General features: G+C 67.2%; 16 protein-coding genes. 9 read left to right on the top strand and 7 right to left on the bottom strand.

The window, feature by feature from the left end:
- Window positions 1-3: 3 nt before the first annotated feature.
- The 8 genes from AC2VOK_RS09045 (at window position 4) to AC2VOK_RS09010 (ending at window position 7081) form a co-directional block, all read left to right on the top strand.
- Window positions 4-1263, top strand: a complete 1260-nt coding sequence (locus tag AC2VOK_RS09045) for a glutamate-5-semialdehyde dehydrogenase (RefSeq protein WP_428900171.1) — start codon at window positions 4-6, stop codon at window positions 1261-1263.
- A 34-nt stretch (window positions 1264-1297) separates the two neighbouring features.
- Window positions 1298-2200, top strand: coding sequence for an AAA family ATPase (locus AC2VOK_RS09040; RefSeq protein WP_428900170.1), 903 nt, complete (start codon window positions 1298-1300; stop codon window positions 2198-2200).
- A 13-nt stretch (window positions 2201-2213) separates the two neighbouring features.
- The gene (locus AC2VOK_RS09035) at window positions 2214-3662 is read left to right on the top strand and encodes a vWA domain-containing protein (RefSeq protein WP_428900169.1); all 1449 of its coding nucleotides are present in this window, start codon (window positions 2214-2216) and stop codon (window positions 3660-3662) included.
- Window positions 3663-3833: 171 nt separating this feature from the next.
- A complete protein-coding gene (gene nadD, locus AC2VOK_RS09030) occupies window positions 3834-4460 on the top strand; it encodes a nicotinate-nucleotide adenylyltransferase (RefSeq protein WP_428900179.1) in 627 nt (208 codons plus the stop codon).
- Window positions 4457-4837 carry a ribosome silencing factor gene (rsfS, locus tag AC2VOK_RS09025; protein ID WP_428900168.1) on the top strand — a complete coding sequence of 127 codons (381 nt, stop codon included), beginning with the start codon at window positions 4457-4459 and terminating at the stop codon, window positions 4835-4837. The genes nadD and rsfS overlap by 4 nt, the downstream gene beginning before the upstream one ends.
- The gene (gene gpgP, locus AC2VOK_RS09020) at window positions 4834-5508 is read left to right on the top strand and encodes a glucosyl-3-phosphoglycerate phosphatase (RefSeq protein WP_428900167.1); all 675 of its coding nucleotides are present in this window, start codon (window positions 4834-4836) and stop codon (window positions 5506-5508) included. The genes rsfS and gpgP overlap by 4 nt, the downstream gene beginning before the upstream one ends.
- The gene (gene octT, locus AC2VOK_RS09015) at window positions 5498-6247 is read left to right on the top strand and encodes a diglucosylglycerate octanoyltransferase (protein WP_428900166.1); all 750 of its coding nucleotides are present in this window, start codon (window positions 5498-5500) and stop codon (window positions 6245-6247) included. Before gpgP ends, octT begins: the two co-directional genes overlap by 11 nt.
- 3 nt (window positions 6248-6250) lie before the next feature.
- On the top strand, window positions 6251-7081 hold the full coding sequence (locus AC2VOK_RS09010; RefSeq protein WP_428900165.1) for a DegV family protein: 831 nt from the start codon (window positions 6251-6253) through the stop codon (window positions 7079-7081).
- An 11-nt stretch (window positions 7082-7092) separates the two neighbouring features.
- Here AC2VOK_RS09010 and AC2VOK_RS09005 read toward each other — a convergent pair whose 3' ends face one another.
- From AC2VOK_RS09005 to AC2VOK_RS08975, 7 genes are all read right to left on the bottom strand, one after another.
- A complete protein-coding gene (locus AC2VOK_RS09005; RefSeq protein WP_428900164.1) occupies window positions 7093-10011 on the bottom strand; it encodes an MMPL/RND family transporter in 2919 nt (972 codons plus the stop codon).
- Window positions 10008-10451 (bottom strand): MmpS family transport accessory protein, encoded by a 444-nt coding sequence (locus tag AC2VOK_RS09000; protein ID WP_421529269.1) that lies wholly within the window; start codon window positions 10449-10451, stop codon window positions 10008-10010. Before AC2VOK_RS09000 ends, AC2VOK_RS09005 begins: the two co-directional genes overlap by 4 nt.
- Before the next feature lie 171 nt (window positions 10452-10622).
- Window positions 10623-11681: an NAD(P)H-dependent amine dehydrogenase family protein gene (locus AC2VOK_RS08995; protein WP_428900163.1), complete on the bottom strand. Its 1059-nt coding sequence runs from the start codon at window positions 11679-11681 to the stop codon at window positions 10623-10625.
- Window positions 11682-11774: 93 nt separating this feature from the next.
- The gene (locus AC2VOK_RS08990; protein WP_428900178.1) at window positions 11775-13490 is read right to left on the bottom strand and encodes an AMP-binding protein; all 1716 of its coding nucleotides are present in this window, start codon (window positions 13488-13490) and stop codon (window positions 11775-11777) included.
- Window positions 13491-13560: 70 nt separating this feature from the next.
- Window positions 13561-14688, bottom strand: a complete 1128-nt coding sequence (gene pe, locus AC2VOK_RS08985) for an acyltransferase PE (RefSeq protein ID WP_428900162.1) — start codon at window positions 14686-14688, stop codon at window positions 13561-13563.
- 2 nt (window positions 14689-14690) lie between these two features.
- Window positions 14691-17753, bottom strand: a complete 3063-nt coding sequence (locus tag AC2VOK_RS08980) for an MMPL/RND family transporter (protein WP_428900161.1) — start codon at window positions 17751-17753, stop codon at window positions 14691-14693.
- A 109-nt stretch (window positions 17754-17862) separates the two neighbouring features.
- Window positions 17863-19284, bottom strand: coding sequence for a condensation domain-containing protein (locus AC2VOK_RS08975; protein WP_343709765.1), 1422 nt, complete (start codon window positions 19282-19284; stop codon window positions 17863-17865).
- A gap of 441 nt (window positions 19285-19725) precedes the next feature.
- On the opposite strand from AC2VOK_RS08975, the gene AC2VOK_RS08970 reads away from it, so the two are divergent.
- Window positions 19726-20044: beta-ketoacyl synthase N-terminal-like domain-containing protein (locus tag AC2VOK_RS08970; protein WP_428900160.1), on the top strand; the 319-nt coding region annotated here is incomplete at its 3' end.

Genomic DNA, 20044 nt, shown 5'->3' with positions numbered 1-20044 from the left:
TCAATGAGTCTGCGAGCACCGTCGTGCCCCGACTTGCGCCGCGAAGTCCACGACGCCGCGCGCCGCGGCCGTGTCGCGGCGCGGGCGCTCGCGGTGTTGCCGACGGTTGCCAAGGACGCCGCGCTGCGGTCCGCGGCCACGGCGATGGTGGCGCACACCGCGTCGATCCTTGCGGCCAACGCCGAAGACCTCGACGCCGCGCGGGCCACCGGCACGCCGCCGGCGATGCTCGACCGGCTGGCGCTGGATGCCAAGCGCATCGAGGGAATCTCCGCGGGACTGCGTCAGGTTGCGGGGCTGGCAGACCCGGTCGGTGAGGTGCTGCGCGGATACACCTTGCCCAACGGGCTGCATCTGCGCCAGCAGCGGGTGCCGCTGGGCGTCATCGGCATGATCTATGAGGGCCGGCCCAACGTCACCGTCGATGCCTTCGGCCTGGCGCTCAAGTCCGGCAACGCCGTGCTGCTGCGCGGCAGCTCGTCGGCGGCCAGGTCCAACCAGGCGCTCGTCGAAGTGCTGCGGGCTTCGCTGGTCAGCGAGGACCTGCCGGCCGACGCCGTCCAGCTGCTCCCGGCCACCGACCGGTCGACGGTCACGCATCTGATCCAGGCGCGCGGCCTGGTCGACGTGGTGATCCCGCGCGGGGGCGCCGGCCTGATCGACGCGGTCGTCCGCGACGCGCAGGTGCCCACCATCGAGACCGGCGTCGGCAACTGCCACGTCTACGTGCACGAGGGCGCCGATCTGGACGTGGCGGAACGGATTCTGCTGAACTCCAAGACCCGGCGGCCCAGCGTGTGCAACGCCGCGGAGACGCTGCTGGTGGACGCGGCGATCGCCGCCGACGCGGTGCCCAGGTTGGTGGCCGCCCTACAGGACGCCGGGGTGAGGGTGCATGGGGGTCTGACCGAAAACGCGGGTGAGGAGAACCTGCGCCGTGAATTCCTGTCGATGGACATCGCGCTCGCGGTGGTCGACGGCGTCGACGCCGCCATCGCCCACATCAACGAGTACGGCACTGGACACACCGAGGCTATCGTCACCACCAATATGGCTGCGGCACAGCGCTTTACCGAGGGAGTCGATGCAGCCGCCGTCATGGTCAACGCTTCGACGGCGTTCACCGACGGCGAGCAGTTCGGTTTCGGTGCCGAGATCGGCATCTCCACCCAGAAGCTGCATGCCCGGGGACCCATGGGGCTGCCGGAGTTGACCTCGACCAAGTGGATCGCGTGGGGGGACGGCCAGATCCGCCCGGCCTGACCTGCCAACGAAAATGCTTGAGGAGAATGCGACTGTGAGCGTGCCCGCCCGCCCCATACCGCTGTTCGCCGACATCGAGGACGTGTCGCGGCGGTTGGCCCAGACCGGTTACCTGCCTGACACCGCCACCGCGACGGCGGTGTTCCTGGCAGACCGGCTCGGCAAGCCGTTGCTGGTGGAGGGTCCCGCCGGCGTCGGCAAGACCGAACTGGCCCGCGCCGTTGCGCAGGCCACGGGGTCGGGACTGGTCCGTCTGCAGTGCTACGAGGGGGTCGACGAGGCGCGCGCGCTCTACGAGTGGAACCACGCCAAGCAGATCCTGCGCATCCAGGCCGCGCACGGTTCGAATTCCGGCTCCGCCGGGGGCGGCGACTGGGACCAGACCAAGGACGATGTGTTCAGCGAGGAATTCCTCTTGGCGCGTCCGCTGCTGACCGCCATCCGGCGCACCGAGCCGACGGTGTTGCTGATCGACGAGACCGACAAGGCCGACATCGAGATCGAGGGCCTGCTGCTGGAGGTGCTCTCCGACTTTGCGGTGACGGTCCCGGAGCTGGGCACGATCACCGCCGAGCGGGCGCCGCTCGTCGTGCTGACGTCCAACGCCACCCGCGAACTGTCGGAGGCGCTCAAGCGGCGGTGCCTTTTTCTGCACATCGACTTTCCCAGCCCCGAGCTGGAGCGCCGGATACTGTTGTCCAGGGTCCCCGAGCTGCCCGGACACCTCGCCGAGGAACTGGTGCGCATCATCGGTGTGCTGCGCGGCATGCAGCTCAAGAAGGTGCCGTCGATCGCCGAGACGATCGACTGGGGCCGCACGCTGCTGGCGCTGGGCCTGGACACCATCGACGACGCCGTCGTCGCCGCCACGCTCGGCGTGGTCCTCAAACACCAATCCGACCAACAGCGCGCGAGCGGGGAGCTGAGGCTCAACTGATGGGCCTGCACTGATGGCTGCGCGCCGCATCCGGCCCACCCGGCCACTGGCCCCGCACGGGCTGCCCGGCCATCTGGTCGGGTTCGTGGAAGCCCTTCGCGGGGCCGGTATTTCGGTGGGTCCGTCGGAGACGGTCGATGCCGGCCGGGTGATGGCCACCCTCGGGCTGAGCGACCGGGAGGTGCTGCGCGAGGGCATCGCCTGCGCCGTGCTGCGCCGTCCCGACCACCGCGAGACCTTCGACGCCATGTTCGACCTGTGGTTCCCGGCGGCGCTGGGGGCGCGCGCAGTGGTCTCGGAGAGCGACGCCGCCGGCGCCGGCGACGACGACTCGTTGCCGCCCGACGACGTCGAGGCGATGCGCCAGATGCTGCTGGAGATGCTCACCGAGAACCCGGATCTCGCCGACATGGACGAGCGCCTCGTCGCGATGATCTCCCGCATCGTCGAGGCCTACGGCAAGTACAGCTCCAGCCGTGGCCCGTCGTTCTCTTCCTACCAGGCGCTCAAGGCGATGGCGCTCGACGAGCTGGAAGGCAAGCTGCTGGCGGGTTTACTCGCGCCGTACGGCGACACGCCCACCCCCACCCAAGAGCAGATCGCCAAAGCGCTTGCTGCGCAGCGTATTACGCAGCTGCGCAAGCTGGTCGACGCGGAGACCAAGCGGCGCACCGCCGAGCAGCTGGGCCGAGACCACGTCCAGACCTACGGAATTCCGCAGCTTTCGGAGAACGTCGAGTTCCTGCGTGCCTCCGGGGAACAACTGCGCCAGATGCAGCGGGTGGTGGCACCTTTGGCGCGCACGTTGGCTACGCGGCTGGCGGCCCGCCGGCGCCGCGCCCGCTCCGGGACAATCGACTTGCGCAAGACGTTGCGCAAGTCGATGTCGACCGGCGGCGTCCCGATCGATGTGGTGCTGGCCAAACCCCGCCCGGCGCGTCCGGAACTGGTGGTGCTGTGCGATGTCTCGGGCTCGGTTGCCGGGTTCAGCCACTTCACGTTGCTGCTGGTAGATGCTCTGCGCCAGCAGTTCTCGCGCGTGCGGGTGTTCGCCTTCATCGACACCACCGACGAGGTGACGCACATGTTCGGTCCAGAGGCCGACTTGGCCGTGGCCATCCAGCGGATCACCCGGGAGGCCGGCGTCTACAGCCGTGACGGCCATTCGGACTACGGCAACGCTTTCGTGTCTTTCCTGCAGGCTTTTCCCACTGCGTTGTCGCCGCGCAGTTCACTGCTGGTGCTCGGCGACGGCCGCACCAACTACCGCGACCCGGCCATCGACGTGCTGTCCGACATGGTGACCGCCAGCCGGCACGCGCACTGGCTCAACCCCGAGCCCAGACATCTGTGGGGCAGCGGGGACTCCGCGGTGCCGCGTTACCAAGAAGTGATCACGGTGCACGAGTGCCGCTCGGCCAAGCAACTGGCCACGGTGATCGACCAGCTGCTGCCCGTGTGATCCGGGCAGCCCCGCCACATGTGGCTAGCCCCGGCTAGCCCTGGCTAGCCCCGCGAACGTCACGCCAGCGTGACGATGGGCGCTCACCGTCACGCTGGCGTGACGCTCGCCGTGGGGTCCGGACGCGTTACTCAAGTAAGCTGGCAAACCGTGCAAAAGCTGCTTCGCAGGCTGGGAGTGATGGGTGGGACGTTCGATCCCATCCATTACGGCCACCTGGTTGCCGCCAGCGAGGTCGCCGACCTGTTCGACCTCGACGAAGTGGTGTTCGTGCCCAGCGGCCAGCCCTGGCAGAAAGGCCGGCCGGTGTCGGCCGCCGAGGACCGCTACCTGATGACCGTGATCGCGACCGCGTCCAATCCCCGATTCTCGGTGAGCCGGGTCGACATCGACCGCGCCGGCCCCACCTACACCAGGGACACGCTTCGCGACCTGCACGCGGTCAACCCGGATGCCCGGCTGTACTTCATCACCGGTGCCGACGCGCTGGCTTCCATCGTGTCGTGGCGAGGTTGGGAGGAGGCCTTCGACCTGGCCCACTTCGTCGGCGTCAGCCGTCCCGGCTATGAGCTGCAGGGTGAGCACATCACCGGCGTGCTGGGCGAGCTGGCCGCCGACGCGCTCACCCTCGTGGAGATCCCGGCGCTGGCGATCTCGTCGACCGATTGCCGCCGGCGGGCCGCCCAGGCGCGTCCGCTGTGGTACCTGATGCCCGACGGTGTCGTGCAGTACGTCTCCAAGCGCCGGCTCTACTGCGGGAACGAACAGGCCGGGCTGGCCATGGGGAACGACGCATGAGTGCCACGCAGGAAGCCATCGACATGGCGACGGTGGCCGCCGGTGCGGCCGCCGCCAAACTCGCCGACGACGTCATCGTGATCGACGTCTCCGGCCAGCTGGTCATCACGGACTGCTTCGTCATCGCGTCGGCGTCAAACGAACGGCAGGTCAACGCCATCGTCGACGAGGTCGAGGAGAAGATGCGCCGGGCCGGCTACAAGCCGGCGCGCCGCGAGGGAACCCGGGAGGGCCGCTGGACTCTGCTGGACTACCGCGACATCGTCGTGCACATCCAGCATCAGGACGACCGCGACTTCTACGCGCTGGACCGGCTGTGGGGCGACTGCCCGGTGGTGCGAATGGACCTGTCGGCGGAATCGGTGGATCCGCAATGAGAATCCGTCGCCTGGTGATGTTGCGGCACGGCCAGACCGCGTACAACCGCGGCAGCCGGATGCAGGGTCAGCTGGACACGCAGCTCAGTGAGCTGGGCCGGGGGCAGGCGGTCGCCGCCGCCGAGGCACTGGGCAAGCAGCAGCCGCTGCTGATCGTCTCCTCGGACCTGCGCCGCGCCTACGACACGGCGACGACGCTGGGGGAGCGGGCCGGCGTGGCCGTCCGGGTTGACGAGCGGCTGCGCGAGACTCATCTCGGGGACTGGCAGGGCTTGACGCACGCCCAGATCGACGCCGAGGCCCCGGGGGCCCGGCTGGCGTGGCGCGAAGACGCCACCTGGGCGCCGCACGGCGGGGAAAGCCGGGTGGATGTGGCCGCGCGCAGCCTGCCGCTGGTCATCGAGCTGGTCAGGGACACCCCGGAGTGGGGTGACCCTGACCAGCCGGATCGACCGGTGGTTCTCGTCGCCCACGGCGGGTTGATCGCCGCGCTGTCGGCCGCGCTGCTGAAGCTGCCGGTCGGCAACTGGCCGATCCTGGGCGGCATGGGCAACGCGAGCTGGGTGCAACTGTCCGGCCACTCCCGCGGCGAAGACGACGGATTCGACGCCGTCGGCTGGCGGCTGGATGTCTGGAACGCTTCGGCGCAGGTGTTCGGCGATGTCCTCTGAGGCGCGTCCCACGCTACTGGTGTTCGCCGACTCCCTGGCCTACTACGGGCCCACCGGGGGGCTGCCCGCCGACGACCCGCGGATCTGGCCCAATCTCGTTGCCGCACAGCTCGGCTGGGATGTGGAGCTGATCGGCCGGATCGGCTGGACCTGCCGCGACATCTGGTGGGCGGCCACGCAGGACCCGCGCGCGTGGGCGGCACTGCCCAGGGCTGGTGCGGTGATCTTCGCGACCGGCGGGATGGATTCGCTGCCGTCGGTGCTGCCGACGGCGCTGCGCGAGCTGATCCGCTACCTGCGCCCGTCGTGGCTGCGGCGCTGGGTGCGCGACGGGTACGGCTGGGTGCAGCCCAGGCTCTCGCCGGTGGCCAGGCCCGCGCTGCCCCCGCACCTGAGTGCCGACTATCTCGAACAAACCCGCGCTGCAATCGATTTCAACCGCCCGGGCATCCCGATTGTGGCCTCGCTGCCGTCGGTGCACATCGCCGAGTCCTACGGGAAGACGCACCGCGGCCGTCCGGGCACCGTGGCGGCGATCACCGAATGGGCACAAAGCCACGACGTTCCGCTGGTGGACCTCAAAGCCGCCGTAGCCGAACAGATCATGAGCGGCCGGGGCAATCCCGACGGAATCCACTGGAATTTCGAAGCTCACCAGGAGGTCGCCGAGCTGATGCTCAAGGCGCTGGCCGAAGCCTTGCAGAAGGCTCACGTGGCGGCCGAGAAGCCGCGTGACTGAACCATGACTGTCGCGGTGGTGACCGATGCGTCTTCGCGGCTGCCGGCCGACCTGCGCGAGAGTTGGGCGATCCGCGTGGTCCCGCTACACATCCTGCTCGACGGCGTCGACCTGCGTGAGGATGTCGACGACATCCCCGACGACATCCACCAGCGTCACGCCACCACCGCGGCAGCCACCCCGGCCGAACTCACGGTGGCCTACCGGCAGGCGTTGGCCGACAGTGGCGGTGCCGGGGTGGTGGCGGTTCATCTTTCGTCGGGGTTGTCGGGAACTTGTGCGGCCGCACGACGCGCGGCGGCGCAGCTGGGCCCGACCGTGCGCGTCGTCGACTCGAGATCGGCCGCGATGGGCGTCGGCTTCATCGCACTGGCCGCCGCCCGGGCCGCGGCCGCGGGCGCCGACGTGGACACCGTTGCCGACGTCGCGAGCGCTGCGGTGGCCCGCAGCCACGCCTTCATCGTGGTTCACCGCTTGGACAACCTGCGCCGCAGCGGACGTATCGGCGGGGCCAAGGCGTGGCTGGGGACCGCGCTGGCGCTCAAGCCGGTGCTGCGCATCGAGGATGGGAAACTCGTTCTGGCCCAACGGGTGCGCACCGTCAACAACGCGACCGAGGTCATGATCGACCGGGTCTGCGAGATCGTGGGGGAGGACTCCGCCGCGCTCGCGGTCCACCACGTCGCCAACCCCGAGGGCGCCACCCGGGTTGCGGCCGCGCTGGCCCAGCGGCTACCCGCGTGCGGACCTGCGATCGTGACCCCGCTGGGGCCGGTGCTTGCGCTGCATGTCGGTGCCGAAGCCGTCGCGGTGTGCGTGCAGCTGCCCGGGTAGCCGAGCGGGGATCAGCGGTGTGCCGACAACACCGGGATGGGGGAGGTCTCGGCCTCTTTGGCCGCCACCGGCCGCGGCCGCCCGTAGTCGCCCCGGGGGTGGACGACTTGCGGCCACCAGAACCAGCGACCGAGCATCGTGGCGAGCGAGGGCATCAGCAGCGTGCGCACGATCAGGGTGTCGAGCAGCAGACCGATGCAGACCGTGGAGCCGAACTGGCCAAGGACGCTCAGTTCGCTGCCCAGCATGGCCGCCATGGTGAAGGCGAACACCAGACCCGCGGACGTCACCACCGTGCCGGTGCCGGCCATGGACCGGATGATCCCGGTCTTGAGCCCGGCGTGGATCTCTTCCTTGAAGCGTGACACCAGCAGCAGGTTGTAGTCGGACCCGACGGCCAACAGGATGATGACCGACAGTGCCATCACGATCCAGTGGATCTTGAAACCGAACAGGTCCTGCCAGATGAGCACGGACAACCCGAAGGATGCCGCGATCGAGCTGGCCGCGGTGCTCACGATGACCAGGGCGGCGACGACGCTGCGGGTCAGCAGCAGCATGATCATGAAGATCAGCGTGAGCGCCGAGATCACCGCGATCATCAGGTCGTACTTGGCGCCGTCATGCATGTCCTTGAAGGTGGCCGCCGTACCGCCCAGGAACACCTTGGCGTCCGACAGCGACGACTGCTTGAGTGCCTCCTGGGCGGCCAGGCGCTCCGAGTCGACCCGTGAGATCCCTTCCGGGGTCATCGGATCGCCCTGATGGGTGATGAAGAAACGCGTGGACTTGCCGTCAGGGGAGAAGAACATCTTGATGCCGCGGATGAATTCCGGGTTGGAGAACGCCTCGGGAGGCAGGTAGAAGAAGTCGTCGTTCTTGGACTTGTCGAAGCTCTGCCCCATGACGATCGCGGTGTCGTTCATCGCGTCCATCTGGTTGATCATCGCCTCGAAGGTGCTGTGCATCGTCAGGGTCAAGGCCTTGGTGGTCTTCATCGTGGCGATCATCGGCGGTATCAGCGCCTCCATCTCGTGCGTCGCTTCGGCGGTGCGTGCGATGTCGCCGGAGAGGTCGTGGAACTTCTCGGCGAGCTGGTCGAAACCGTCGATGGTGTCCCAGATCGAGCGCAGCGCGAAGCAGATGGGGATGTCGTAGCAGTGCTTCTCCCAGTAGAAGTAGCTGCGGATCGGCCGCCACATGTCCTCGAAGTCGGCCAAATGGTTGCGCACCTGGTCGGTGATGGCCGAGGTTTCGGCCGTGGTCCGCGCGCTGTCGTCGGCGGCATGCGAGAGGTCCTGGGTGACCTGGTACATGCGCTCCATGGTCTCGATCTGGAACTGCATCATGTCGGCCATCTTGAGCATGTCGGCCATGCGCTCCCTCAGGAAGCCCATGTTCTGCATGGTCGTCTGGCCCTGGATGCTGTTCTGGAACGGGATCGAGCTGTGCTGGATCGGAATCCCGAGGGGCCGGGTGATGTCCTGGACCATGGCGATGCCGTGGGTGCGGATGAGGTTTTTGGCGACCTTGTCCAGCACCAGCATGTCTGCGGGGTTGCGCATGTCGTGGTCGGCCTCGACCATCAGCATGTCGGGGTTCATCCGGGCCTGGGAGAAATGCCGGTCGGCTGCCGTGTATCCGACGTTGGCGGGGGCCGATTCGGGCAGGTAGTAGCGGTCGTTGTAGCTGGTGACGTAGCCGGGCAGACCCAGCATGCCGATGAGCACGACCGCGCTGCTGACGGCGAAGATCGGCAGCGGCCAGCGCACCACCGCGGTGCCGACGCGGCGCCACAACCGGCCCTTGGCCGCCTGCTTGGGTTCGAACAGGCCGAATTTGCTGCCCACGAAGATCACCGCGGGGCCCAGTGTCAGGCCGGCCAGCACGACGACCAGCATCCCGATCGCCACGGGCGCACCCATCGTGTTGAACCAGGGCAGCCGGGCGAAGCTGAGGCAGTAGGTCGCCCCGGCGATGGTCAGGCCCGAACCGAGCACGACGGGGGCCACCCCGCGAAACGTGGTGTAGTAGGCGGTTTCCCGGTCCTCGCCGGCGGCCCGGGCCTCCTGATAGCGCCCGACGAGGAAGATGCCGTAGTCGGTGCCCGCGGCGATCGCCAGCATCGTCAGGATGTTGGCGGCGAACGTGGTCAGCCCGAACGCGTTGACATAGCCCAGGGCGGCGACGATCTGCCGCGAGGACGCCAGCGCGACGAAGGTCATGAACAGCTGGATCAGGGTGGTGACGATCGAGCGGTACACCAGCAGCAGCATGATCGCGATCGCGCCGAGCGTGAACAGCGTGATCTTGGCCAGGCTGGCGTTGCCGATGACGTGCATGTCGTCGGACAGGGCCGCGGGCCCGGTGACGTAGGCCTTCACCCCCGGAGGGGCCGGCGTGTCCTTGACCACCTTGCGTACGGCCTCGACGGAATCGTTGGCCTCCGTGGTGCCCTGGTTGCCGGCGATGTTGATCATCACGTAGGAGCCCTTGGCGTCGGCGCTCTGAGCCCCGGCCGCGGTGAACCGGTCACCCCAGAAATCCTGGATGTGCTGGACGTGCTCTGGGTCTCCCCGCAGCTTGCGCACGATTTCGTCGTAGTAGCGGTGGGCGGCGTCGTCGAGCGGCTGTTGGCCTTCGAGCACGACCATCACCGTGCTGTTGGAGTCGAACTCCCTGAAGTTGTGGCCGAGCCGCATCATGGCCTTCATCGACGGCGCATCCAGGGGGGCCATCGGCGCCGAGTGCGCCTCGCCGACGATTTCCAGCGTCGGGATCGCGACATTGACGATGACCGTCAGTGCCACCCAGCCCAGGATGATCGGCACCGCGAAGATGCGGATGAAGTGCGGGATGAACGGCCGGTGGCCACGCTCGGGCTCCGGCGCCGCGGCGCTCTGCGTTTCCTGGGTCCTCGTCGCGGTCATGCGGACTTCACCAGGCAGAAGGCCTGCGCGTTGACGCCGTCGGCGTGGCGCTGCTCGCGGACCGTACCGTCGACGGTGATCCGGCAGCCGATCTGGTCGGCGTCGGTCTGGGCCATGATGTTGGCGCTCACCGCCGGCAGGGTCGTGGAGAGGGTGTACGACCACGGCAACGGCGCCGCGTTGACCTGGTGCGTGTTGGCGTCCGCGTCCCAGTAATTGATGTTTGCGGTCGACCCGGGCGGCCCGGTGATCTCATAGGTGACAACCTTGGGGTTGAACTGCACGATCTCGATTCCGGCGCCGGCGTTGGCATTGAGATCCTGCGAGCCGAAGACCTTGTGCAGCCTCGACACGACCAGTCCCGAGGTACCCAGGACGACCACCAGCACGAGGGGTATCCACGCCCGCTTGAGGTAGCCGCCGATGGAAACCGATCTCATGTCACCGCCTTCCGCTCACCGATGCGAGGCCCTGCCGTCCTGCCGCAACGGAAGGCTCGACACCACGGACGAGCAGCCAAGTCATCACAATATTTGCTCGGCTAAGTATCGTAAACCTTAATGCACGCAAGCGTTCCTCCGGGCGCGCTGTGTGTGGCGAACGGCATAGCTTCAGCGCGCCACGCGGCCGGTGACCGGCGGCAGGTCGGCGAGCGTCACGATGCCCGGCCGCGCCGCCACCACCGCCGGGACCGCATTGGTCACCGGCATCGCGGTGTAGATCATCCCCAGGCCCATGAACCCCGGCTCGGTCCACCCCTTGGGTGGCAGGCAGTGCAGCACGGTGCGCATGTTAGGCAGCCCGAACACCTGGATGACATGGCCGTGCTCGAGCGGCTTGGGCGGTGCGACGTGGTTGCCCATCGTCCAGTTGAAGCCGACGCTGACGACGTTGCGTTCGCCCTGCCAGCCCCGGTGGTATCCGTAGACGCCGCCGACCGTTCCCGCCGGTATCTTCATGAATCCCAGGTCGGAGTCGCCGGTGGCCGCGGTGAACGTGACGTCGAAGGTCATCCTGTCCAGCTTCGCGCCGATCGCGTCGGCCATCATCGCCGCCGATTCGGCGAAGACTTCGCTCTCGGTCCGCACGTGTTCGGCCAGTCCCGGGGTGTCGGGATCCTGGGAGAAGCCCATCGCCGTCTGCGTTTCCGCCGATTCATAGGTCGAGCAATCCACCGACTCGGTGATCCTTATCTCGTCGACCCGCTCGCAGGAGGCCGACAGCACCATGCCGACCATGTTCGTCATCCCGGGATGCGCGCCGCTGCCGAAGATCGTCGACTGCCCCCGCTCGCACGCCTCGAGGATGCGCTGTCGGTCCTGCGGGGTCTGCTTGCCCCCGGTGATCCAGGCCGCGCTGGTGCACACGTTGACACCCGATTCCAGCAGCTGTACCAATTCGTCGACGCTGGGCCACAACGGGTTGTAGCAGCACGCGTCGGCGCCCAGGGCGAGTAGCGCATCGATGTCGCTGGTCGCGTGCACGCCGGTCGGTTCGGACCAGCCGGCCAGGTCGGCGGCGTCGACGCCGACCTTGTCCGCCCCATGCGCGTACACCCCGACCAGCTCCATGTCGGGCCTGCCGATGATGGCATGCAGCGAGCGGCGGCCGATGTTGCCCGTCGTCCACTGGATCACCCGAAGCGGACGGTCTGTGCGTGTCGTGCTCATCGGGGCTCCTTTGCCGGTGCGATGGGACTCATTATGGGCACCCCGGCCCACGGGCACGCGAGCCGGGCGCCCGCGCCGATCGATCCGTCTTTCTCAGGCGTCCAACCGGGTGAATCGGTCCAGGTGGTACCGCTCGACGCAGGCGGCGCGCCGGATCTTGCCGCTCGTCGTGGTCGGAATCGACCCGGGCGACACCAGGACGAGGTCCCCGACACTCAAGCCGTGCGCATTGGATATCGCGGAGGTGACGTCGCTTTTGACGCCGGTGAGCCAGCTCCTCGCCTCGTCGTCGGAATCGCCTCGCTTCTTGAGCTCGATGACGGTGACCAGCTCCTCGGTACTGCTCACCGGAACCGATATCGCCGCGACCCGACCACCCGTGATCGCTTGGGTCGTCGCCTCGATGTCCTCCGGATAGTGGTTGCGCCCTCGGATGATCAGCAGATCCTTGATGCGTCCGACGATGAACAGCGCACCGGAGAAGATGAAGCCCAGGTCGCCGGTCCTCAGCCAGGGGCCGTGCGGAGTGCCGGGCGAAGGGTCGACGAGCGTTGCGTCGAAGCAGCGCTGTTCTTCCGGGGGCTTGCGCCAGTAGCCCTCGGCGACATTGGGGCCGTGTATCCAGATCTCACCGACCACGTCGGGCGGGCATTCGCGGCCGGTGTCGCAGTCCACGATCCGCAACGTGGGTGACTGCGGCACCTTGTATGTGACCAGCGCCGTGCCGTTCCCGGCCGCACACGGCCGGACTCGGCCGGCGGATAATTCGTCGGCATCGAAGTGGACCGTGCTCGATGACTCGCACCAGATGCCGGCCGTCACGAAGACGGTCGCCTCGGCCAAGCCGTACGAGGGGCGCACCATGGCGGCCCGGAAATTGAAGTGGGCGAAGCGGTCGACGAAGCGGCGCGCGGTGGCCGGTTCGACACGCTCGGCACCGTTGATGATGCCCAGCACCCCGCCGAGGTCGAGCCCGGCCAGGTCGCTGTCGGTTGTTTTGCGGGCGGCCAGGTCGAACGCGAAGTTGGGGGCCGCGGAAAATGCATGAGGGCTCTCGGCCAAGGATCGCACCCACCGGGCCGGCCTCTCCAGGAACGAAACCGGGCTCGTCAGCTCGCCGCGATAGCCGCCCAGGATCGGCGCGCAGACTCCCAGCACCAAACCCATGTCGTGGTAGAAGGGTAACCACGAAACGATCGTGGTGTTCGCGGGGGCTTTGATGTGTGAGTCCGCGAAAAAGCTGCGCATCAGCTGCTCGAAGTTCACCTGAAGGTTGCGGTGCGAGATCATGACCCCGGTCGGCAGCCGGGTGGAACCCGAGCTGTACTGCAGATAGGCGACGCTGGGCGAATCGACTGCCGGAAGGGATGTTCCGCCGTCGGCATCCAGGTTCATCGAATCGATTGCGACGACCTCCGGAACGGCCTCCAGGCGTGCTCGATCGACATATTCGGTGATGTCTTCCGCGACGTCGGACGTCGTGAGGACGACCGCGGGGGACGTATCGGCGAGGACTGCTTTTACCCGCTCATCGCTCGAGCCGCGGTGCGGCAACGGGAGCGGCACCGCGATGAGCCCGGCCTGCATGGCCGCCAGGAACGCCACGATGTAGTCGAGGGACTGGGGTGCCAGGATCACCGCCCTGTCCCCGACCGAGCCGTGCGGGTCGAGCTCGCGCGCCGCATTGATCGTCCGGCGGGACAGCTGCGACCAGGTGAGGCTCTCGGGGACACCCGCCCCGTCGTCGTCGTAATCGGTGAAGGTGAATGCCGTGTCGTCAGGCCGCAGCATGGCACGGGCGTGCAGCATCGAGAGAATGGATGACTGGGGTTGCGTCACATCACGTCCCTACCGGTTTGTCCGACGCGTCGCGTCGAAGTCAGTGGTCGGCCTCTCCTGCGCCGTGGGACAACACGGACAGGGCACCGGCGAGGATCTGCGAGAACGGGTCGGCGCCGCCACCGAATGTCGCCTCGTTGGCCGGTGCAGTGACCTCCGCGGGGTCGAAGCCGTGCGCCGGGTCCACCTGGACCGGCGCGGTCGCGGGGTCGTCGTTGCGCGCATAGCCCGCGTTCACCCGGGGAATCAGGATCGCATCGAGCTTGCTCAGCGTGTCCTCCGAGATCCCGATGTAGGCCAGGGGCATGACAAGAGGAAGGTGTCTTTCCGGGACCATGACCGTCGTGACTTTCGCGCCTCTGGAGTTGATCGTTGTTCTGATGTTCTGCGGCGGAACCATGCTGGGGTTGGTGAAGGCCACCGCGGTGTGACCCGTGGCGAGGCCCATGAGCGTGTTGGCGAGGGCGAACAGGTTGTCCGGTCGGTCCGGAAAGTCTGCGATCGAGTCGTAGGCGGCCACGAACTTGTCGGTGTCGTATTGGCTCTCGTACGGCGGTGGCATGGTGTAGTCGAGGGCGGGGACGACGCTGCCGACTCCGAACACGGCGCTCAGGAAGCTCTGACCGAAGGCGTGCCGCCCGATCGGGTCGCCGAAGGTGGCGAAGTTCAGGGTGTCGGGCGGAGGAGCGGCAGGGTCGTCGGCCAGCCGGGCCTGCGCGCCGTCGACCACGAACCCGCCCTCGGACAGGCCGATCGCGGTGCCGGGGCGACCCGTTTTCAGCTCCGCGACGAGGTTGTCTATTCCGACGTCGACCGACTCGCCGACGCTGGGCCCGTCCAGGCCCAACCCCGGGAAGTTCTCACCGAGCCGGCCGATGCCCGGGAACAGCCGCTCCAGCACGTGGCCTTGAACCTGGCCCGCGGGGTAGGGGACGATTTCGCGCTGCTGGCCGGGGAACCACTGGGCACCCTCCTGGCGGATGTACTCGTCGTAGGGGATGCCCAGAACGTGAGCTCCTCCGAGGGCGTAAGCGGTCTGGTCGCCCGGTGCCCCCGGCGTCGGCGGACCGCCGATGGGCGTGTCGTCGGCGGAGGCCGTGCCTACGCCGAAATAGCCTGCCGCACTGACCGTTACCAGTGCCGTGACTCCCGCGAGGAATTCCTTCATCCCTACCCCTGACCGCTCGGCTCGTCTAGTTTCACATACACCCGGTGCGCGTGCTCACCGGGTTGCGGCTCGGCGAGTCCGGTCGGCGACCGCTGCCCGCCCACCCGCGACGGCCACCAGTTCGCCCGTCCGAGCAGCGCGGCGATGGCGGGAACCGTGATGGTGCGCACCAGGAACGTGTCCAGCAGAATTCCCACGCCGATCACGAAACCGCCCTGAACCACGGTGCCGATGCTGGAGAACAACAGCCCACACATCGAGGCGGCGAAGATCAGGCCCGCCGCGGTGATCACGCCGCCCGTTGAACGAAGCGTCCGAATGATGCCGTAGCGCAAGCTGTGCGGAGACTCCTCACGCATTCGAGAGACGAGGAGCATGTTGTAGTCGGCTCCCACCGAGACCAACACCACGAATGCCAGAGGGGGCACGCTCCAATGCAATTGCTGGCCGAAAGAGAAGTGGAACACCAGAGCACCGATGCCCACCGCCGATAGATACGAAACGACCACCGAGGCAACCAGGTAGAGCGGCGCGACGATCGCCCTGAGCAGCACAATCAGGGTCAGCAGCACGACCAGGAGGGTCACCGCGATGATGAAGCGGATGTCGTGCCGGTAGTAGTCGCGGGTGTCCTTCAAACCGACGGTGTAGCCCGCCATCGATATTGTCGCGTCCGCCAGCGCGGTGTTCGGCTGGGCCCCCCGGGCGGTCGAGGCGATCGCGTCGACCTGATCCATGGCCTCGGTGGTGAACGGATTGAGTGTGGTTTGCGCCAAGTAGCGCACCGAGTGACCGTCGGGTGAGATGAAGATCTTGGCGGCCTTCTGGAACTCCGCCAGATGCAGGATTTGGGACGGGATGTTGAACCCGGCCATCGCCGGGCGTGCCGCGTCATGCTTCAGCGACAACAAAAACGCCGACGACTCACTGAGGCCGGCACCCAGCCGTTTGACCTGGTCGACGAGTTGAGCCACCGCGTCGGCCACCTGCCGGCTCCCGCCGGCGAATCGATCCGCCCCGCCTTGCAGGCTGTTCAGGTTCGCCTGCAGCCCGCCGGGCTGGTCGATCCCCATCGACTGCAGCACCGTGGCGAGCCTCGCCAATGCATGGCGCAGGCGCTCCGTCGACGCTTTGAGGGCCCGCTTGTCCGGATACTCCTGCAGTTGGCGGGACAGGTCGTTGATCGCGTCGAGATCTTCCTGATCGCGCCCACCGGTCAGCTGCTCGAACGTCCCGCGGGTGGCGCTGCACGACGCGTCGGCATCGCAGACCGGATTGTTCTGCAGCGCCGCCAGCACCGGGTTGATCCAGGCGAACATGTTCTTGGCGGCCGAGAAGTTCCAGCCCATGGCATTGCTGAGCGAATTGACGTGGTCGACGAGTTGGGCCGCGAGGTCGACCTCTTTGACCAGCGTGTCGCCGCTGTACTGATTCTTCGCCGCCGCGAAGGCGTCCTCGAGTTCTCGCACGCCGGCGGCGAGCTGGTCGACCTGGCCACGCACGTGGCCCAGGTTGTCGGCCAATGTGCCGGCACCTTCGACCAGCCGGTTGAGGTCGCCTGTGTGGTCGTTGATCAGGGTGGACCCGCCGGCCAGGAAGCTGCCGATGGCACCGGCCTGATAGGTGGCCCGGAATTGTTCCGGCACCTTTCCGGTGGGGCGGGTGATACCGCTGACGGCAGCGATATCGGGCAGTTGGCTGACTCGATCCGCCATCTGTTCGAGGTCCGCCAGGGCCTGCGGCGTGCGAAGGTCATGCGGTGACTGGACGAGGATGTATTCGGGGATGGACTGGTTGACGGGGAAATGGCGCTCCAGCGTCTCATAACCGAGGGAACTCGGGGCCGAGGACGGCAGGGCCTTGCGATCGTCGTAGTTGTAGTGCACCAGGGCTGCGCAGCTGGCCAGGATGGCCAACACGAGCACGCTGGCTACCAGGTGCAGAACCGGCCGGCGCACGATGCGGATGCCGGAACGCCGCCAGAACCGGGCGGTCAGTTCACGCCGTGGCGTGACCCAGCCGCGCGGTCCAGCGATCACCACGATGGCCGGCAGCAACGTCATTGCGGCCAGGTATGCCACGCCGATCCCGATCGCCGCTGAGAACCCGACCGTCTTGAACACCCCCATCCGCGCGAAGCTGATGAGGAGAAAGGTCACTCCCACGGTGGTCGCGGAGGCGGTGATCACCTTCCCGATGGAGATCATCGCCCTCGTGATCGCCTGATCGAAATCCGCGCCCGACCGCAGGTAGTCGTGATAGCGGCTGATGAGAAACACCGCGTAGTCGGTTCCGGCGCCGGCCATGATCGCGCTCAGGAACACGATGGACTGGTTCGAGACGCCCGAGCCGGTCAGCTGCGAGTAGCCCGCCACCAATGCCTGGGCGATCACCAGGGACAACCCGATCGTCATCAACGGCAGCAGCATGGTGACCGCGCTGCGGTAGACCACCAGCAGGACGAGGAGCACCGCAATGGCGATCGCCAACTCGATCGGAAGCCGATCCCGGTTGCCCGCGACCGTGAGGTCGGCGACGGTTGCCGCGGGGCCGGTGAGATGTGCGGTCAGGTGTGTTCCGGCCGGCGCGTGTTCCATGACGTGGTTGACGATGTCGCCGATCCGGCTGAACGCGGTGTAAGACCGGGGTGTGCCCAATTCCCCCGCAACGCCGACGGGCAGGACCCAGGCCTGGTGGTCCTGACTGGTCAGCACCGAACGCAGGGGCGGGGCGCTGGCGAAATCCTGCAGCATCACGACGTCGCGCGTGTCCTGGCGCAGCGCGTCCACCAGTTTGCGGTAGACGACCTCGTCGGCGGGGCCCAGCCCCTTGTCGTCGGTCAGGACCACCAACAGAAGGTCGTCGGAACTCGATTCGTGGAACGCCTCGGACATCTTTCGAGCGGTGACGTTCGACGGCGCATCGCTGGGAAGGACAGCCAGCGGATGCTGCTGGGCCATCTGGTTGAGGGATGGGAACGTCAGCGGCAGGGCGGCCGCAATCGCGACCCAGAGTCCTATCACCGCCCAGGGCCACCGCACCACCACATCGGCTAGTCGTCGCATGTCGCCCTCACCCCCGGTCGGGGCGGCCGGGTGCACCCGCCGGCGGCTCTCGCCGACGCGTGAGACGGGCCGCGAAAATGTGCGTCACGAGCGATGACGATGTTGCCCGCTACGCAACGCGTCCCCAATGCCCGCTGTCGGCGACTCGCTCGCACACGGACTTCATTGCGTCCATGTAGCGGGCAGCTGATTTCTGGGCGATCGGATTGTCGGGAAACATGATTGCCATCGCGGTGCCCTCCCCGTAACGAAAAACATAGATGGTCAGTTGGTAGGAATACCGGCCGTCAGAGTAGATGCCTATGTTGTTCGCGTAGCCCAGGTCGGCTGCTGCGAGAACGGCGTTGAGCGGAGCGGCGCCGCCATGCAGAAAGTTCGACACCGGAAAGTTCGGTTGTGGCCAGTTCAACCACGGCGCCAATTCCAGCACCCGATAGTACGGCACCTTCGCCAGGTCCAGGCCCGAATCGAAAGAAGCCTGAGCCGCCCATGCGGCATCGCCGAACGAGGTCGCGGCTATCGGCACGGTGATCGGGACCAAGCCGGTGAACCAGCCCTGCGTCATGAAGCTGTCCGTGGTGGTGCGCGTGTCCCTGGGAGTGAGGCCGTAGTAGGTGAGCGCACCCGTGAACTGGTGCTCCACCAGGGCGAAACAGGCGAACAGGCCGCCGATGAAGCGCGCCCCGACCGCTGCGCAGGCCGCTTCGAACCGCTCGGTCTGTCCCGCGCCCATCAGGAATTCAGAAACCATGTCGCTGCCACTGGTCTCCGATGGGTTACCCAGGGGAAGGGGAAATTCGGGAAAGCCGCCATTGTTGTTCTCGGCAAAATCGATCCACGCGCGTATCTGAGGCGAATCCGCAGTCAGCGTCGACGTGTACTGGCGCTCGCGGGAGCAGAACTCGTCAAAACTGCCGGCATCGGGAAGCGCCAGGGGTTCACCGCCTCCGCTCAAGGCTGTGTACATCCCGTTGGCCTCGAGCATCGTCGTGCCGATCAACGTCGCGTCCCCGTGGACGTGATCCATGGCGGCAAAGAAAGTGAAATGATCTTCGCTCTGCACAATCCCGAAGGTCCAGCAGCCCCACTCCAGGGGATTCGGTATGGCCACGAGATGAGCGCGTATTTCGGCAACCGTCATCATCCCGTGGTCGATCGGCACGAACTCGATATCCGCGGGATCGCTGAGCGTATGCCGCACGAACTCTCCGTCACCGATGTGGTCGAACCAACTGCGGAACGTGTCATGCCGACGCAGGTAGGTGTTGAGGGCGCGATTCATTGCATCGACATCACACCGGCCGGGTACGTCACAGGTACCGATGATCTGTCGCGAGAAGCCCAGACCCGCAGCCGTCCGTTCGTGATAGTTACGAAGGTGCTGGCCCTGCATGTAGCTGACCGGCACGGAACCTGCCGGCGCGTGTCGGGCCTTTTCGGCAGCCTCGGCCGTCGGGTGCCAGGAGATCACCGACCCCGGGGTCGGCGTCCAATCACCGAGTGAGCCTATGGTGATCTTCCCGATGCGCAATCTCGTCTCCTCGATGGTGATGGCTGCCATTCCGCCCCGTCGGCAGCGACACCAAGATAACTCTCCCGGCACGCTCCGGAGCCGGCATGCGTGGTGAGCTGGGGCGCGGGCACGGCCGGCGGTGCCGCAACGGTGTCATCCCGCCGCGGCGGCTGTGACTGCCCACCCCGCCCGAGGCTTCGTGCGCGATGCGCCGTCGCCAGACGCCATTCTGGCAATACTTGGCGGCGGGCGTGATTCGGCTGTCCAAGGGCGCCCAACACGTGTAAGTTCCCCACGACGGTCGCGGGCGGTTGCACACTGGGGGAGTGCCGCCGACGTGGTCCTGGGTGGGTCCGGTGAGCGGCCCGGGACCCGGTGCAGGGCAACGACGGTCCTGGCGTCGCGGCATGGGCTTGCGGGGGCACGAAATCCTCCGGGCGAAACAGGGAGGACAATCGCATGACATCTGCCGAATATCCGATGACGCCGGTTTTCGCCATCGTCGGCTATGCGGCGCGTTTTCCGGGTGCCGCGGACGCGGATGAATTCTGGCAGGTGCTGGCCGACGGCCGGGATGCGACATCCGAGGTTCCCGCCGACCGCTGGGATGTCGAGGAGTTCTACGACCCCGATCCCGACGTGCCCGGCAAGATCGTGACCCGCCGGGCGGGTTTTGTCGACGACGTCACGGGGTTCGACGCCCCGTTTTTCGGGATGTCGGCGCGCGAGGTCAGGTTGCTGGACCCGCAGCACCGGCTGCTGCTGGAGACGGCGTGGC

This window comes from Mycobacterium sp. TH-M116, assembly GCF_057473685.1.
Note: the sequence above shows the minus strand (reverse complement) of the source record. Positions and strands in the feature narration are given on the sequence as shown.

Bases quoted from the DNA above. Each gene is read 5' to 3' on its own strand.
- AC2VOK_RS09045 (WP_428900171.1), top strand. From the start codon at position 4: ATGAGTCTGCGAGCACCGTCGTGCCCCGACTTGCGCCGCGAAGTCCAC.
- pe (WP_428900162.1), bottom strand. From the start codon at position 14,688: ATGAAGGAATTCCTCGCGGGAGTCACGGCACTGGTAACGGTCAGTGCG.
- AC2VOK_RS09010 (WP_428900165.1), top strand. From the start codon at position 6,251: ATGACTGTCGCGGTGGTGACCGATGCGTCTTCGCGGCTGCCGGCCGAC.
- gpgP (WP_428900167.1), top strand. From the start codon at position 4,834: ATGAGAATCCGTCGCCTGGTGATGTTGCGGCACGGCCAGACCGCGTAC.
- AC2VOK_RS09000 (WP_421529269.1), bottom strand. From the start codon at position 10,451: ATGAGATCGGTTTCCATCGGCGGCTACCTCAAGCGGGCGTGGATACCC.
- rsfS (WP_428900168.1), top strand. From the start codon at position 4,457: ATGAGTGCCACGCAGGAAGCCATCGACATGGCGACGGTGGCCGCCGGT.
- octT (WP_428900166.1), top strand. From the start codon at position 5,498: ATGTCCTCTGAGGCGCGTCCCACGCTACTGGTGTTCGCCGACTCCCTG.
- AC2VOK_RS08980 (WP_428900161.1), bottom strand. From the start codon at position 17,753: ATGCGACGACTAGCCGATGTGGTGGTGCGGTGGCCCTGGGCGGTGATA.
- AC2VOK_RS08990 (WP_428900178.1), bottom strand. From the start codon at position 13,490: ATGCTGCACGCCCGTGCCATGCTGCGGCCTGACGACACGGCATTCACC.
- AC2VOK_RS09005 (WP_428900164.1), bottom strand. From the start codon at position 10,011: ATGACCGCGACGAGGACCCAGGAAACGCAGAGCGCCGCGGCGCCGGAG.
- AC2VOK_RS09035 (WP_428900169.1), top strand. From the start codon at position 2,214: ATGGCTGCGCGCCGCATCCGGCCCACCCGGCCACTGGCCCCGCACGGG.
- AC2VOK_RS08995 (WP_428900163.1), bottom strand. From the start codon at position 11,681: ATGAGCACGACACGCACAGACCGTCCGCTTCGGGTGATCCAGTGGACG.